Origin of the sequence: Rhodococcus sp. 14-2470-1a, assembly GCF_002259425.1 — a bacterium.
GTDB classification, from domain to species: Bacteria; Actinomycetota; Actinomycetes; order Mycobacteriales; family Mycobacteriaceae; genus Rhodococcoides; species Rhodococcoides fascians_E.
On sequence record NZ_NPFZ01000006.1, the window covers coordinates 42,385 to 58,391 of the forward strand.

Sequence of the window (16,007 nt, forward strand, 5' to 3'; positions counted from 1 at the left end):
CACTCACATACGGGCGCCGGTCTGCTGCACGATCCAGGCGTATTCGAAGGCGGCTTCCTTCCACTTCTCGTATCGTCCACTGACGCCGCCGTGGCCTGCGCTCATCTCGGTCTTGAGCAGCAGGTCGGAGTCACCGGTCTTGGTGGCACGCAGTGCGGCAACCCATTTGGCGGGCTCGACGTAGAGCACACGGGTGTCGTTGATGGACGTGATCGCGAGGATCGCTGGGTAGTCCTTGGCTTCGACGTTCTCGTAGGGACTGTACGACTTCATGTAGTCGTACACCTCCTTGTCCGCCAACGGATTGCCCCACTCGTCCCACTCGATGACCGTGAGCGGCAGCGACGGGTCGAGAATGGAGGTCAGTGGATCGACGAACGGAACGTTCGCGAGGATGCCGTTGAACAGCTCCGGCGCCAGGTTCGCGACAGCACCCATCAGAAGCCCGCCCGCGCTACCACCGTCGGCGAGGAGGTGTTTCGGCGCCGTCCGACCCGTGTCGATCAGATGCTGTGCAGCGGAGACGAAATCGGTGAACGTGTTCTTCTTGGTGAGAGTCTTGCCGTTCTCGTACCAGTGGCGGCCCATCTCGCCGCCACCGCGCACGTGTGCGACGACGAAGACGATTCCGCGGTCCAGTAGCGAGAGCCTGGCTACGGAGAACGCCGGATCCATCGATGCTTCGTACGATCCGTAGCCGTACAGCAGGGTCGGAGCAGGGCCTTCGGGAACGTCCTTGCGCAGCACGATGGACAGCGGAATGCGGGTCCCGTCGGCCGCGACGGCCCACTCTCGATGCTGGACGTAGTCGTCGGCGCGGAAATCACCCAGGACGGGCTGCGCCTTACGGAGCAGCAACTCGCCTGATTTCACGTCGTAGTCGTACACCTGCCCAGGGGTGATGAACGAGGTGTAGACAAGACGAAGAAGTGGCTGCGTCCACTCGGGGTTCGAGCCGGCGCCGACGGCGAAGAGTTCTTCCTCGAACTCGAGTTCCTCGTAGTCGCCGTACCCCTCGGGTCCGATCGGCCAGATAGCCAGCCGTGTCAACGCTTCTCGGCGGTAGTTGAGTACGAGATGGTCGGCGAACGCGTCGACGTCCTCGAGCCTGACGTCGTCGCGGTGCGGAATCAGAATGGTCTGGTTCGACGGATCGTCGACGGGTGCGTCGGCGAGGAGGAAGTTCTCCGCCTTCTCGCCGTCGGTTCCCCAGCCGTTGACGGAGCCGTTGTGCTGGATCAGGAATCGATCCTCACCGTTCACCACGGCATGCTCGACGCTGTACTCCACACCGGTTTCGCGCGGGAGTACGACGCGGAATTCGCCTTCCGGATTCTCGGATTCCAGGACGAGGCATTCGGAGGTGATCTTGGAGCCGACCCAGATCATCAGGTACTTCTCGCTACGGGTGGAGCCGAATCCGACCCAGTAGCTCTCGTCCGGCTCGTGGAAGACCTTGACGTCCTCGGAGGATGGTGTGCCGAGCTTGTGCCGCCACACGGTGTCGGGACGCCAGGATTCGTCGACGGTTTGGTAGAAGACGTGGCCGTGGTCGATCGACCAGGTCGCTCCGGTGGAGACCTTCTCGATGGTGTCGGGCAGCATCTCATCGGTGCGCAGGTCCTTGAAACGCAACGTGTACCGCTCGTCGCCCTCGGTGTCGGTCGAGTAGGCCAGGAGGTTACCGTCCTGGCTGATCGAGAATGCTCCGAGGGAGAAGAAGGTGTGCCCCTCGGCCTCGATGTTGGAATCGAGAAGGACTTGCTCGCCCGGCACCTCACCGGACAGAGTGGGAGGTGTCCAGTCGTCGGGAGAATCCACGGCGCAACGGCATTGGAGGCCGTAGGACTTGCCTTCGATGGTCCGCGAGTAGTACCACCAGTCGCCCATACGCGTCGGGACCGACAGGTCTGTCTCCTGGGTGCGTGACTTGATCTCGTCGAAGATCTGTCCGCGGAGTTCCTCGAGACCGGCGGTCTGCTGCTCGGTGTAGGCGTTCTCGGCTTCGAGGTAGGCGATCACCTCGGCATCTTCCTTGTCCCGCAGCCACTCGTAGTTGTCGACGACGGTGTCGCCGTGGTGGGTCCGTTCGAGGGGAACCTTCTTGGCAATCGGTGGAGTAACTGTCATGGCTTGACCCAATCGTCGAAGTTGAGGCCCGAAATGCGTTCGTAGGCCTCGATGTACCGTGCACGAGTCGCCGCGACGACGTCGTCGGGAAGAGCGGGCGGCGGCGTGTCACCGTGACGGTCCCAGCCCGATTCGCCCGTCAGCCAGTCGCGGACGTACTGCTTGTCGAAGCTCGGCTGAACGCGACCTTCCTCGTAGCTGTCGGCCGGCCAGTACCGCGAGGAATCCGGGGTGAGCACCTCGTCGGCGAGAACCAGGTTGCCGTCGGCGTCCTGCCCGAATTCGAACTTGGTGTCGGCGAGGATGATTCCGCGGTCGAGTGCGAAATTGGCAGCTCGGGCGTAGATCTCGAGGGTGTCCTCGCGAAGTTTGAACGCCAGTTCCTCCCCGACCTTGTCGACGACGGCGGCGTAGTCGACGTTCTCGTCGTGCTCGCCGAGAGCCGCTTTGGCGGCGGGAGTGAAGATGGGCTCGTCGAGCTTGCTCGATTCGACGAGACCGTCCGGCAGCGCGACGCCACAGACGGCACCGGTCCGCTGGTAATCCGCAAGACCCGACCCCGTCAAGTACCCGCGGGCGACGCACTCGATCGGAACCATCTCGAGGCGCTTCACCACCAACGCCCGTCCGAGGAGTTCCTGCGGAATTCGCTCGTCGAGGGGATCACCGGCGAGGTGGTTCACTCCCCCGAGTTCTTCGAAGAAGAACACGCTCATCGCCGTCAGGACACGTCCCTTGTCGGGGATCGGCGTGTCGAGGACGTGGTCGTAGGCGGAGATGCGGTCGCTCGCGACGAGAAGGAGGTGCTCGTCGTCGACGATGTAGAGATCGCGAACCTTGCCGCCGGCCAGATGCTGGTAGCTACTGAGTGTTGGGCGCACGAAACCAACCCTATCTGGGCCTGATGTCGTCGTGTGTCGGCGTCGGGAGAAGAATGGTTGGTGATGGCAACCAACGAGATCGCAGACGTCGGCTTCCGCTCCGAACGTGGGCCCGTACTCATAGCCCTGATGCTGAGCACCTCGCTCGTCGCGCTGGACTCGACGATCATCGCGACGGCTGTGTTGACGATCGTCGACGATCTCGGTGGTTTCAGCCAGTTCCCGTGGCTGTTCTCGATCTATCTGCTGGCCCAGGCCGTGTCCGTGCCGATCTACGGGAAGCTTGCCGACTTGTTCGGCCGCAAGAAGGTCATGCTGTGGGGCATCAGCGTGTTCCTCCTCGGCTCGATTCTGTGCGGCCTGGCGTGGTCGATGCCCGCGTTGATCGCTTTCCGGGCGGTCCAGGGACTCGGGGCGGGGGCGGTGCAGCCGATGTCCGTCACGATCGCGGGCGACATCTACACCCTGCAGGAACGCGCCAAAGCCCAGGGCTACCTGGCCAGCGTGTGGGCCATGTCGGCAGTGCTGGGGCCTGCACTCGGCGGTGTGTTCTCCGAGTTCCTGTCCTGGCGCTGGATCTTCTTCGTCAACATCCCACTGTGCGCACTGGCCGCCTGGATGCTGATCCGACGCTTCCACGAAGGGCCCGTCGACCGCTCGAAACCCACGATCGACTACCTCGGTGCGGGTCTGCTCACCGTCGGCGCGGCTGCGTTGCTTCTCGGGTTGCTGGAAGGCGGGCAGTCCTGGGCATGGGGCTCGGGGATGTCGGTCGGGATCTTCGCCCTCGGCCTTGTCTCGCTGGCATTGTTCACCTGGCAGCAGACCCGCGCTCCCGAGCCGATCCTGCCGCTGTGGGTGTTCACGCGACGCGTCCTCATCGTCAGCAGTGTCGTGTCTCTGCTCGTCGGCGCTGTGGTGCTGGGCCTGACGTCCTACGTTCCGACGTTCGTCCAGGGCGTCCTCGGCACCGGGGCGATCGTGGCCGGGTTCGCGCTGGCGACGTTGACACTCGGCTGGCCGATCGCGGCATCGTTGTCGGGCAAGTTCTATCTACGCTTCGGATTCCGAGCGACGGCGTTGACGGGTGGTTCGATCGCAGTCGTCGGGACCGGATTGGCAACGCTGATCGGCGCGAGCGCGCAGATCTGGATGATCGCCGCGGTGTGTTTCGTCGTCGGTCTCGGTATGGGTCTGATCGCAAGCCCGACGCTGATCGCGGCGCAATCCTCGGTCGACTGGTCGGAGCGAGGAGTGGCGACGTCGACCAACATGTTCGCCCGCTCCATCGGCAGCGCCGTGGGCGTCGCGATCTTCGGGGCGATCGTGAACTCGCGCGTCTCGGGGGATCCAGAACCGGAACAGCTGTCCGACGCTATTCATCTGGTCTTCCTGGGCGTCTTCGGTGCGGCAGTACTCATGCTCCTCGCCGCAACGTTGATGCCCAAGGCGGCTCCGCCGCAGGTGAGTCGACGGGCATCTCAGCCGTGACGATCTACTGGGCGAACAGCGTCTGCACCTGATCCAGGGTCGAGATAACCCCGTCGTAATCCGGTCGGTAGCTCGTAGCAGGCAGCTCGAAGACGTTGCCGGACGCAAAGGCAGGCAGACTCGCGTAGGCGGGATCCTGTTTCAATTCGTCCAAGCTACGACCGGAACGACGATGATGACGGGTGCGCTCGCCACCGGAGCCAGGAGTTCGGGGCTGATGATGAACGAGTCACCCGAGCCGTAGAGCTCGGGGTTGTCGGCTTTGGTGAGCACGTCGTCCGGTTCGAGGCCGACGTTCTTCAGCAACTCCGGCAACGTTGCAGTCTGCGGGATGAACGCGGGCTCGTTGGTGCTCAGCGACAACAGGTACGACACGGGCGATCCCGGCACCGTGATGGCCCCTTTTACTTCGGCGACCTTGTCGTCGTATGCCTCGAGCAATCCGGCAACCTTGTCCGACTCACCCGCAGCGTCGGCAACGGCTTCGAGCTGCCCCTGCCACGTGTTGACGGACGCGGGTATCAGAACAGTCGGCGCGATGGCGGTCAGCTGGTCGTATGCTTCGTCTGCCTGGACGGCGGAAATTCCCTGTCCGCCACCGATGATGAGGTCGGGCTCTGCCTGTGCGATCGCCTCGATGTTCAGCGCTTCGCCTGCGGGCAGTTCTTCGGTGCCCTGCTCCTCCGCCTTCTCGGCCCACTGCGGTGGGAACCCGCCGTCGAGGTTGGTCACGCCCAGAAGCCGCGTGTCGGTGATGGCGATCGGTGCGTCGAGGGTGAAGAGGTATCCGGCCAGTCCTGCAGACAGCACCGCGATGCGTTGCGGATCGGCCGGCACGGTGACGTCTCCCTTGTCGGTCGAGATCACCCTGGTCTCGCTGCTTGCGGCTCCCGTCTCGGTGTCGTCGCCGGACGAGTTGTCGCTACTGCATGCGGTGAGACCGATCGTCACTGCGGCGAGCGCGGCGATCACGCGCACACTGCGCCGCCGAAGAAGTGAACCGGACAACGTAAATCCTTTCGAAAGCGCGAGACATCAGTAGTGCTCGACCAACTCAGCATTCTAGATCGATCACTCGCAGTTGTGGTGGGTCAGCTTTTGCGGTGCACCACACCGCGCGAGACGAGATCGACCGTCAGGACCACCGCCAATGTCTGAGCGAGCAAGAGTCCGGTCAACACGAGTATCTGCACGGCTCCGGCCTGGATGGCCGAACCGCTGGCCAACAGCACACCCACGAAAGCTCCGGGCAGTGTCACGAGCCCGACCGTCCGCGTCTGATCCAACCCAGGCAGCAGCGCGTCCCCGGCAGTGGGACGAACGACTTCGAGCCGCGAATCACGTTCGGTGAGGCCGAGACTCAACGCGGCTTCTACTTCACCGTGCCGCTCGGACAGTGCATCCAGAGCTCGACGAGCCGCAAGCGACGTCGCTGTCATCGTGCCGCCCAGAATGATGCCACCGACGGGCACGATCGCAATCCCCTCGGCAGGAACGACTCCCGTCGACAAACACAATGGAACGACGACGCCGATACCCACGGCCAGCGGGACCGTCAACCACAGCCCGGATCTCCCGGCCTCCGAACGACGAATGGACGTGAAGGCAGCCGCAGCGAACATGACGACCAACACCAGCAACGAAGACCACAGATGAGCGAGCGCCGCGGCCAGGACCAGCGACACCGCGGCCAACTGCAGGAACCCACGGCCAGCTGCCGACGGCACCGTCCACACTCGCCCGATGGCAGAAACTCGATACACCAAGGCCGCCAGCAGGACCATGACCACGCACAGGACTGCAAGGGGAACGCCGGGCTCGACCAGGGAAGAACTCACCCGCAGATTATCCACGTGAGTGGAAATATAGGCGGGAGCCTACATTTCCACTCACAGACCGACGCGCTCCAGCATGGCGTCGAACTCCTCGCTGGCCTCGGCTTGACTGCGGCCTGCGGCCAATGCGCCGTTGTACACCGCCAGTGCTTCTTCCTGGTACTTCTTGTATTTTTCCAGCCACTGCTCGGAGTTGGCGCGCCAGTACCCGATGATCTCGAATCGAGTCACCGGGTAGCCGAGCTCCTTCCGGAAGTACTTTCGCACGACGCGGGACGACGCAGCCTCACCGGCGAACCAGATGTAACCCTCGCCGTCGGGCAGTTCCCACTGACGTGCCGCGTCTTCGAGCACACTCGCGGAATCACCGTTGCCGGAGCCGAATCGCCAGTCGTACGTCACGTCGCCGGCTGTCTCGAACTCCTGCTTGTCACTGCGCTCGAGCACCTCGACGATCGCGTGAGCTTGTGCGCCACTCGGCAATTCCTCGATGATGCGTCCGAGCGCAGGCAGACCCGTCATGTCTGCGACGAGCAACTGCCACTGCGCCGTAGCCGGGATGTTGTACCAGGAACGTGGCCGCGTCCACAGCAAAACCTGGCCGACCGTCGCGTTCAGCGCCCAGGTGGCAGCAACACCGCCTTCGTGCGCGACGAAATCGATGACAAGGTGCCCGGAGTCGGCATCGAACCGACGGACGGTGTAGTTGCGGCCCTCGGGCGCATCCTCGATGCCGTGGAACCACCATTCGCCGTCGACCTCGGTCATCGCAGGCGGACGATCCTCACCCTCACGCGCGAAGAACAACGTCACGCATTCGTCGGGGGCCCCGATGCTCACGTAGTCGGCAACGTCCTCACCACCGAACGTCACCCGCACCATGTGCTTGGTGATCTGCTCGACGGCAACAACTTCGGCGTAGTAGAAACCCTTGCTCATTCTTCCTCGTCCAGATGTTCGTGGGTATCGGAGACACCTCGGCGCCAATATCCCGTGATCGAGCTGTCCCCCTTGCCCAAACCCAGATCCTTCCGGATCCAGGACCGCAGCGGACGTATGTCCCCGGCCTCGCCGGCGAGCCAGACGAACACCGAAGCGCCGTCCGGAATCTTCGTCGATCGTACTGCCGTCTCGAGCCCCGACGCCTCACCGTGCGGCGTCACAATCCAGTGGACGTCGATTCCACCCGGCGGGTCCAGCTTCTGAATGCTCGATTCGGTGTGCACTTCGATGTACACGTCTCCGCGGGTGTCACGCGGCATCTCCTCCACCCAGCGAGCGATCGCAGGCAGCGCGGTCTCGTCGCCGACGATGACGAAATGGTCGTATCCCGGATCGATGATCACCCCGCCGGGAGGTCCCGCGACATGAAGGGTGTCACCCGGCCTTGCCGCGATCGCCCACCCCGATGCGAGCCCATGTCGGTGCACGACGAAATCGATATCGATCTCCCGCTCCTCGAAACGGTACTTCCGGACTGTGTACTCACGGGTGGTCGGGAAGGGCTCCGGCCAATCGAGATGGTCGCCGTCGGGCACCGGGAGCCGCAGCTCACCGGTGTCGACGTCGGGGAAGATGAGCTTGACGTGCTCGTCGGCGACCTGACTGACAAATCCATCGGTCCCGGCTCCACCGAACGTCACGCGGATCATCGTGTCGGTGATCATCTCGGTCCGGACGACCTCTGCCGCTCGGATCTTGATGGGATAAGGCTGGCGTCGGGCGGGCGTAGGCACTACAGGCTCCTGATCGATTAGCATTCGAAGTTAGGCTAACCTATAGAACTAGTCGGGCGCACCCCCTGTGATTCGTCGAACCCCTACGGCCAACCCCGTCGACGCGTCCGCTCGCAGCACCGGAACCCCACCGTCCATCCCCTCCCACTGGAACACGAGCCTGCCGACGTATGACATCCGCCTGGAATCCGCCCAAGCACATCCCCGTTTTCTTCGACATTCCGGACACGCCGCCGCAGCGTCGAATCAGAATCCGCGACGGCATGTCGCCGCTACGCCTCTCGGCGTCGATCATCCGATCGGCAGGCTGGCATGCGGCACTCGGGTGCCTGCTCCTGGTGCTGTACAACACCGCGACGACGCTCGTTCCGCTGGCATTGGGTGCAGCCATCGACCGCGGCATCGGGCCGGTTACCACGGGCACCCCTGCCGGTGAGGCCGTCGGTGGGTTCCTGCAGTGGCTTGCCGTCATCGCAGGCCTCTATGTGGTCATGAACTTGACGTATCGCTTCGGCGGGCGCATCGGTTGGTTCGCTGTACAGCGAGCGAAGTACGAGCTGTCGTCGCGAGTCATCGAGCGCATCCTCGACGCACGCGGAACCGCAGGCGGACCGCAGCTGCCAGGGCGGCTGCTGTCGGTGGCAACCTCCGACAGCGACCGGGCCAGCAGCGCACTCTATTTCGCGGTGTATCCACTCGGCCATATCGTCGCAATCGTCGTCGCGGCTGTGTCGCTCTTCGCCATCCACCCGGTTCTAGGCTTGACCGTCATACTCGGGTCGCCATTGCTGTTGGCGCTCATGGCGTTTGTCGCGCGTCCACTGCAGAGACGCGCAGAGGAAGAACAAGATGCCGTCGCGGACGCGGCAGGCATCGCCGCCGATCTGGTGTCCGGCTACCGAGTGATCACGGGCATCCACGCTCAGCGCGCCGCCACTGACCATTATCGAGGTGTGTCCCGATCGGCCCTGCGCGGCACACTCGCGGCCAACAGGGCAGAGGGCGCGGTCATCGGCATCAACAATGCGCTGACCGGTCTGTTCGCGGGCGTGGTGACCGTCATCGCTGCAATGCTCACGTTCAACGGCTCCATCACGATCGGCGGCCTTATCGCCGCTGCCGCCATGGCCCAGGTGCTTCTCGATCCGCTGAGAAGTCTCATCGAGGACGCCGCAACGTTGGGTGCGATGGTGTTGGCGTCGGCCAAGCGTGTTCTCGATCAACTGCACATCGGCCCCGATCCGGAGGCGCTCGGAACCGCTCCGATCCCGGAGTCCCCGACGCTTCGGATCCACTCGCCCCAGATGACCGACCCGATTCTCGTCACGCCCGGCGAGTTTCTCGTGATCGACCCGTCCGCGATCGATGCCGACGGGCTCGTCGCCGCGATGACCTTGACCTCGCGCGGCGAGCAAGACAAGACCCCGGGCATCACACTCGACGGACGTCCCTTGCGAGAACATGACCCGGCCGAGGTCCGCCGCCGAATACTCGTCTCACCCCATCAGCCGGACCTCCTCGAACCGACGTTGTTTGCCAACGTGGCGTCCGCGGAGGCAGTTCCGGGGTCGGACGAGCACACCAGCGCCCGCGGCGCGCTGCAGGCAGCCCGCTGCGACGGCCTGGAGCACGAACTTCGCGACGGCTACGACACCGATATCGGCGACGGCGGCAGAACCCTGTCCGGTGGCCAACGCCAACGCGTCGCACTCGCCCGCGCACTGCATCGCCGTCCGCCGGTACTCGTTCTGCACGATCCCACGAATTCCGTGGACTCGGCCACCGAGCACGACATCGCCACCAGGGTACGTTCTGCGCGAGAAGGATTGACCACGATCGTCATCACGTCCTCGCCCGCCTTTCATGCAGTGTCCACGCACAGCATCGCAGGAGAACATTCGTGAGCGATACCGAAATGCAGCGTCTGCCGGTCGCCGACTGGCGCGAGATGCGTAACGAGATAACAGAACTCGCCGAGGGCAAGAAGCTGAGGATCGCGGGCATCCTCCTACTTCTGCTGATCTCGGCAGCCACGACGCTCGTCCTTCCACTGACCATCGGGTGGATCGTCGACACAGTCACCGCCAGTGAAGCGTCGGGAATTCCAGCGGTGTTCTGGTGGCAGTTGACTGCACTGGTGGCCGCTGCCCTCATCGGCGGCGTCGTCGAGTTCTTCGGCATGGTGGCGCTCGGACGCGTCATCGACACGATGGTCGCGGACCTGCGCGAGAAGTTCATGGCGGCGACACTGGATCTGACGGAGACCGAGGTGGAACGAGTGGGTGTCGGAGACATCGTGACTCGTGCCGCATCCGACACGCGGAACGTGTCCGACGAACTCCCAGCAATTCTGCCGACGCTGTCAGCAGCGATCTTCACGATCGTGCTGACCGTCATCGGGGCAGCGGCCATCGACTGGCGCTTCGGCATCGCGTTCTTGCTTGCCGCGCCGTTGTACGTACGGGCATTGAGGTGGTACCTCCCCGCGGTGCCGCCGGTGTACGGCGCACTGCGCTCGGCAGACAGCACCCGCGGCGAACGCGTACTCACCACACTCACGGCGCTTCCAACCGTTACCGCATTTCAGGTAGGCGATGCACGTATCAACGACATCCAGAGCGCAACATGGGATGTGGCACGGTGGGAGGTGCGCGCTCGAATCATGCAGAACCGTTTCTTCAGCCGCATCAACCTCGCCGAGGCGGTCTGCCTGCTCCTGATCGTCGGATGTGGTTTCGTTCTGGCTGCGCGGTACGGCACGTCACTGGGTTCGATCACCGCCGCCTCGCTGTTGTTCCTGCAGGTCACCGGACCGATCTCGATGCTGATGTTCGTCATGGACGACTTGCAGTCCGCCGCAGCATCTCTCGCTCGGGTCGTGGGTGTCACGAAGAACTACGCCGCCCCGGCCGCCGCGCCGGACTCGACCGTGAGGCGAACCGGCCCCGTCGTCTCGGTTCGTGATGCATCCTTCTCCTATCTGCCGGAGCACCCCGTGCTGAACGGCGTCGATCTGACGCTCCACGCCGGGGAGCACCTCGCGATCGTCGGCACGAGCGGTTCGGGCAAGACAACGCTCGCCCGTCTGATCGCCGGCGTGCGCGAGCCGGGCGGCGGAACCATCGAGGCATCGGTACACCGATCGCGGATCGCGTACCTGAACCAAGAGGGACGAGTCTTCTCGGCAACACTGCGCGAGAATCTGGCGTTCGCCGCGCCGGATGCTTCGGACGAGTCACTTACGCACGCACTGTCACTCGTCGGCGGGGATGTCCTTCTCAGCTCGCTCCCCGGTGGCCTCGACACCGAACTCGGCGAGGAAGGTCACCGCATCACCGCGGCGGACGTTCAGCTGCTCGCGCTGGCCAGGCTGGTCCTGCACGACCCCGCGGTGGCGATTCTGGACGAGGCCACGGCAGAGGCAGATTCGCGCAACTCGGCTCTGCTCGACGAGGCCACAGCGAAGGCACTACATGGCCGGTCGGCGATCGTCATCGCGCACCGACTCTCGCAGGCGCGTGCGTGCGACCGTATCGTCGTCCTCGAGCGGGGGTCCATCGTCGAGGAAGGCACCCACGACGAGCTACTCGATGCCGCGGGCCGCTACGCCGAACTGTGGGCCGTGTACAGCGCCGACATACAACCCCATTCCGAGGTAAGGCTAGGTTAAGCTGAGCTAGGTTAGGCTATCAATGTCAGCCTCGCCGGACCTACGCCGAGGAGCACCCGTGAAGACCTGCATCGCCACCGTGTCACTCGGCGGAACGCTCGAGGACAAACTCGACGGCATCGCCGCGGCAGGCTTCGACGGCGTCGAAATTCTCGACGCCGACCTGACGGCTGCATCATCGAGCACCGCAGACATCCGTCGGCGATGCGACGACCTCGGATTGACAGTCGACCTCTACCAACCGTTCAGGCGCGCCGAAGGTGTCACCGAAACCGAATTCGCCGACGTACTCCAACGTTTCCACCGCGAAAGCGACATCATGGAGGCGCTCGGCGGAGATGCAATCCTCGTCGTCTCCAACACCGACGACGACGCCATCGACGACCGAGACCTCTCCGCCTCGCAATTGCACGCACTCGGCGAGGCCGCAGCAGAACATGGCGCCACCGTCATGTTCGAAGCGCTGGCCTGGGGCACCCACATCAACCGCATCGCCGACGGCGAAGATGCACTGAGGCGCGCCGACCACCCGTCGTTGTCACTCGTCGTCGACACCTTCCACCTCTATGCGGTGGGAGACGGAATCGAACAGATCCACGCCCTCGACCCCCGCGGTATCGGCTTTCTTCAGGTCGCCGACGCCCCGTGGATGGATCTCGAGCTGATCCAGTGGAGCCGAAATCACCGCTGCTTTCCCGGAGACGGCGAGTTCGACGTACTCGCCCCCGTTGCCGGCGTGATCGAAGCCGGATACACCGGTCCGCTTTCACTGGAAATCTTCAACCCCGGATACCGCGAACGCCCCGCAGCCGACGTCGCGGCACACGGGGCAGAATCGCTCGACGCCTTGGTTTCTCGTCTGCATTACACCACAACGTGAGCGGAAATGTAGGCCTGACCAACATTTCCGCTCACATAGGAAGGGATAGATGACCGCGTCCACTCACGACCTCGCACCCCTCGTCCTGGACGGAGTCGTCCCCTATCCACCGGAGTTCGCGCAGCGCTACCGGGATGAGGGCATCTGGGTGGACCAGACGTTCACGGAGTTTCTGTTCAGCTCGATCGAGCAGCACTCGGAGGAGACTGCACTGATCTTCGGTGACACCCGGATCACGTACGGCCACCTGGGCGAGCGGATTCTGACGCTCGCGGCCGGGTTCGAGCGTCTCGGAATCCGGCGCGGCGACCGCGTCGTGGTCCACCTCCCGAACATTCCCGACTATGTGGCGCTGGTGTTCGCACTCTACGAGATCGGCGCAGTACCCGTCCTCACCCCGATCGCGTTGCGCCTGCACGAAATCGGTTACATCGTCGAAGAATCCGGTGCCCGCGGGTACATCGCCACCGCCGCGCACGACGGGAACGATCTCGCAGCCCTCGCAGCCGAGCTGAAGTCGACGTCGTCCACACTCGAACACACGATCATTGTCGACGCCGATGGACTTGAACCGCTTCTTACACAGGGCACACTGGAACATCGTCGACGATCGCTCCCGTCGGACGTCGCTTTCCTGGCATTGTCGGGAGGCACGACCGATCGCCCCAAGCTTGTCCCGCACACCCACGAGACGTACCTCGCCTCCGTGCGGGCGGCAGCCGCGATGACCGACATCATCTCGGACACAGTGCAACTCGTCGTGCTACCGATGTCGCACAGCTTCGCGATGCGCTCCCCCGGTTACCTGTCCACTCTCGCTGCCGGCGGCACAGTCGTCATGGCGCCCAACGGGAGTCCGGACGTGAGCTTCCCCCTCATCGCCGAGCATGGTGTGACCATCGTCGCGCTGGTTCCCCCGCTCGCGCTGGCGTGGTTGAACTCGTCACTGAAAGAGCGATACGACCTGTCCACGCTCGCCGTCATCCAGGTCGGCGGGGCGAAGTTCAGCCCCGACTCGGCGCGACGAGTTCGGCCTGAACTCGGGGCGACGGTCCAGCAGTCCTTCGGTATGGCCGAGGGCCTGCACACCTTCACACGACTCGATGCGGACGAGGACATCATCACCACTCGCCAGGGGCGCCCGACCACCGACTACGACGAAATCCGCGTCGTCGGCTCTCATGGCCAGAATGTCGACAGCGGCACCGCCGGTGACCTTCTGACCCGTGGACCGTCGACCATCCGCGGTTACTACAACGCCCCTCAGCACCAGAACGTGTTCACCGAGGACGGCTTCTACCGCACGGGTGACATTGTCGTCCAGGGCGCCGACGGTTACCTGACGGTCACCGGACGCTCGAAGGATCAGATCAACCGTGGCGGGGAGAAAGTCGCACCCGCAGAGGTGGAAGACCTGCTGCTGGCGCACGAGTCGATCCACGAGGCCTCCGTCCAGGGCATTCCCGACGCCGTCCTCGGTGAGCGTGTCAAAGCATTCCTGCTCCCACGCGAGGGTGTGGATCCGAAATCGTTGTCGCTGCCCAAGGTTCGGCAGTTCCTGAAGGCCAAGGGGCTCGCGACGTACAAGCTTCCTGACGTCGTCGAATTGGTCACCGAGTTCGAACGCACCGCCGTCGGAAAAATCAGCAAGAGAAAGTAGAACCGCTTCGCGTGTCGACGAGTGTGGGGCCGGATCCTTTCCCGGCCCCACACTCTCGCGTCCCTACGTTTTCTGCGCAGACTGCTGCAGGTCCTCCAGAACCGCAAGCCAGCGTTCCAGCCGTGGATCCTCTGCCAACACGATGTAGTCCACCTTCTCCACCCCTGCGCTGCGCCACTGCTCGACGAGTTGCATCACGCGCACGGAATCCATTCCCTGCTCGCGCAAATCCAATTCGTGGTCGAGCTCGTCGACCTCCACGTACAGCACGTTCGCCACATCTTCCTGTACCTGTTCGCTGCTCAGTGTCATTGCTGTTCGGCTCCTTCGTCGCCTGGTTCCAGTCGTCGGGTGAGCTGCGCACCCCAGTGGGCTCGTCCGCGCGCGGTGAGGATCACCGACGTGTGGTTTTCGCCGTCGGCCACAGTGATCACGGCCCGCGGGAGATGGACACGCCAGGCGCCCCGTCCAGCGGCGAGCCCCTCCGCCTCGGAGTTGTCGATGGTTTCCCCGGCCAACACGACGAGCGAGCCGCAGTCGAGTCGGCCGCTGGTCGGTTGAGCCATGAGTTGTTCACATCGGTTACCGGACACCGCAAAGGCTTTGACGAGCGTCTGGTTCGCAAACAACGCGCGGCTTCCCTCGTCGCCGAGAATGGCCAGCAAGTCCTCGCGTCTGCTTTCCAGGTACTCCAACTGGGCATCCCGGTCGTCGACGAACGACACATCGGGCGCAGGCGTCTCGGGCGTCTCGGGGGCGCTGGTCGGATAGGTGTCGAGGATCGTCAAGGAATGGATCTCCTCTCCTCTCGAGCGAAGCTCCTGCGCCACGGCGAACATGATGTGTCCGCCGTAGGACCAGCCGAGCAGGTCGTACGGCCCGGTCGACTGCACACGTTGCACCGCATTCGCGTAGACGACGGCCAGTTCGGCGAGCGTGGCGAATTCGATGTCGACGCCGCCGTGTGCCGGGTCCTGCAACCCCACGATCCCCAGTCCGTCCGGCACGTAGTCGGCCAACACGTCGTACGCGGCTGCATCGCCGCCGTACATCGTGTGCGCACAGAACAGAGAGCGCCCGGACGAGGATGGCAACAGCGGGACGAGTATCGCGTCGGCCACGTCGGTCGGGGTGACCGTACTCGCAGCGCGAACCTGCGCTGCAGCAGCCAAACCTGCGACGGTCGGGTTCCGGAAAATGTCGTTCAGAAGCAACGACGTACCGATCTCCTCGTTCGCCCGAGCGACCAACCGGACAGCGAGCAACGAGTGCCCGCCGAGACGGAAGAAGTGGTCGTCCGAGGTGAGCGCGATGTCGTCCGCGAGTCCCAACACCTCGCGGAACAGACGGCCGATCGTATTCTCCGCATCGGTCTCGAGTTCCTGTCCGCCGGTGAGGGCTGCGGTGAGGTCGGGTGTTGGTAGGGCGCGGTGGTCGAGTTTGCCGTTGGGGGTGACCGGGACGGTGTCGATGGGAATGAACACCGTGGGGATCATGTAGTCCGGTAGCCGGTCGGTGAGGTGTGTGCGTAGTTCGTCGGGATCGACGTCGGTGCCGACGTAATAGGCGGCAAGGTATTTGTCATTGCCGCCGGGGTGGTCAGCGGCGATGACGACGGCGGTCGAGACGGCGGGGTGGTGTTCGAGGACGGTGCGGATCTCGTCGAGTTCGATGCGGAAGCCGCGGATCTTGACTTGGTCGTCGGAACGGCCGAGGTAGTCGAG

14 protein-coding genes are annotated in these 16,007 nt (G+C 64.0%); 5 read left to right on the forward strand and 9 right to left on the reverse strand.

Annotated features, from left to right (window positions below; translation table 11 throughout):
* Positions 1-3: 3 nt before the first annotated feature.
* Both CH292_RS03955 and CH292_RS03960 read right to left on the reverse strand, forming a co-directional pair.
* On the reverse strand, positions 4-2,130 hold the full coding sequence (locus CH292_RS03955; RefSeq protein ID WP_094627324.1) for a S9 family peptidase: 2,127 nt from the start codon (positions 2,128-2,130) through the stop codon (positions 4-6).
* The gene (locus tag CH292_RS03960; protein WP_094654029.1) at positions 2,127-3,011 is read right to left on the reverse strand and encodes a phosphoribosylaminoimidazolesuccinocarboxamide synthase; all 885 of its coding nucleotides are present in this window, start codon (positions 3,009-3,011) and stop codon (positions 2,127-2,129) included. The genes CH292_RS03955 and CH292_RS03960 overlap by 4 nt, the downstream gene beginning before the upstream one ends.
* Before the next feature lie 63 nt (positions 3,012-3,074).
* On the opposite strand from CH292_RS03960, the gene CH292_RS03965 reads away from it, so the two are divergent.
* On the forward strand, positions 3,075-4,502 hold the full coding sequence (locus CH292_RS03965) for an MDR family MFS transporter (protein ID WP_094654033.1): 1,428 nt from the start codon (positions 3,075-3,077) through the stop codon (positions 4,500-4,502).
* A gap of 4 nt (positions 4,503-4,506) precedes the next feature.
* Here CH292_RS03965 and CH292_RS29240 read toward each other — a convergent pair whose 3' ends face one another.
* The 5 genes from CH292_RS29240 to CH292_RS03985 all read right to left on the reverse strand — a co-directional run bounded on the left by CH292_RS29240 (position 4,507) and on the right by CH292_RS03985 (position 8,073).
* The gene (locus CH292_RS29240; protein ID WP_256977905.1) at positions 4,507-4,647 is read right to left on the reverse strand and encodes a hypothetical protein; all 141 of its coding nucleotides are present in this window, start codon (positions 4,645-4,647) and stop codon (positions 4,507-4,509) included.
* Positions 4,644-5,510, reverse strand: a complete 867-nt coding sequence (locus CH292_RS03970) for an ABC transporter substrate-binding protein (RefSeq protein ID WP_256977906.1) — start codon at positions 5,508-5,510, stop codon at positions 4,644-4,646. Before CH292_RS03970 ends, CH292_RS29240 begins: the two co-directional genes overlap by 4 nt.
* Before the next feature lie 83 nt (positions 5,511-5,593).
* A complete protein-coding gene (locus CH292_RS03975; protein WP_033190660.1) occupies positions 5,594-6,340 on the reverse strand; it encodes an ABC transporter permease in 747 nt (248 codons plus the stop codon).
* 51 nt (positions 6,341-6,391) lie between these two features.
* A complete protein-coding gene (locus tag CH292_RS03980; protein ID WP_037104959.1) occupies positions 6,392-7,276 on the reverse strand; it encodes a siderophore-interacting protein in 885 nt (294 codons plus the stop codon).
* The gene (locus tag CH292_RS03985) at positions 7,273-8,073 is read right to left on the reverse strand and encodes a siderophore-interacting protein (RefSeq protein WP_094654030.1); all 801 of its coding nucleotides are present in this window, start codon (positions 8,071-8,073) and stop codon (positions 7,273-7,275) included. The genes CH292_RS03980 and CH292_RS03985 overlap by 4 nt, the downstream gene beginning before the upstream one ends.
* Positions 8,074-8,243: 170 nt before the next feature.
* Here CH292_RS03985 and CH292_RS03990 point away from each other — a divergent pair, with 170 nt between their 5' ends.
* Genes CH292_RS03990 through CH292_RS04005 form a run of 4 tightly spaced genes read left to right on the forward strand, consistent with a single transcriptional unit; the run spans position 8,244 to position 14,283 of the window.
* Positions 8,244-9,977: an ABC transporter ATP-binding protein gene (locus CH292_RS03990; RefSeq protein WP_094627320.1), complete on the forward strand. Its 1,734-nt coding sequence runs from the start codon at positions 8,244-8,246 to the stop codon at positions 9,975-9,977.
* Positions 9,974-11,743, forward strand: coding sequence for an ABC transporter ATP-binding protein (locus CH292_RS03995; RefSeq protein ID WP_231383820.1), 1,770 nt, complete (start codon positions 9,974-9,976; stop codon positions 11,741-11,743). Before CH292_RS03990 ends, CH292_RS03995 begins: the two co-directional genes overlap by 4 nt.
* A gap of 58 nt (positions 11,744-11,801) precedes the next feature.
* Positions 11,802-12,623 (forward strand): sugar phosphate isomerase/epimerase, encoded by an 822-nt coding sequence (locus CH292_RS04000; protein WP_094654031.1) that lies wholly within the window; start codon positions 11,802-11,804, stop codon positions 12,621-12,623.
* Positions 12,624-12,672: 49 nt separating this feature from the next.
* Entirely contained in the window at positions 12,673-14,283 is a 1,611-nt protein-coding gene (locus CH292_RS04005; RefSeq protein ID WP_094654032.1) for a (2,3-dihydroxybenzoyl)adenylate synthase, read from the forward strand.
* A 63-nt stretch (positions 14,284-14,346) separates the two neighbouring features.
* Here the strand turns inward: CH292_RS04005 and CH292_RS04010 are convergent, their stop codons facing one another.
* Together CH292_RS04010 and CH292_RS04015 are read right to left on the reverse strand one after the other, a co-directional pair.
* Positions 14,347-14,595 (reverse strand): phosphopantetheine-binding protein, encoded by a 249-nt coding sequence (locus CH292_RS04010; protein ID WP_019667398.1) that lies wholly within the window; start codon positions 14,593-14,595, stop codon positions 14,347-14,349.
* Positions 14,592-16,007: thioesterase domain-containing protein (locus CH292_RS04015; RefSeq protein ID WP_256977907.1), on the reverse strand; the 1,416-nt coding region annotated here is incomplete at its 5' end. The genes CH292_RS04015 and CH292_RS04010, both read right to left, overlap by 4 nt.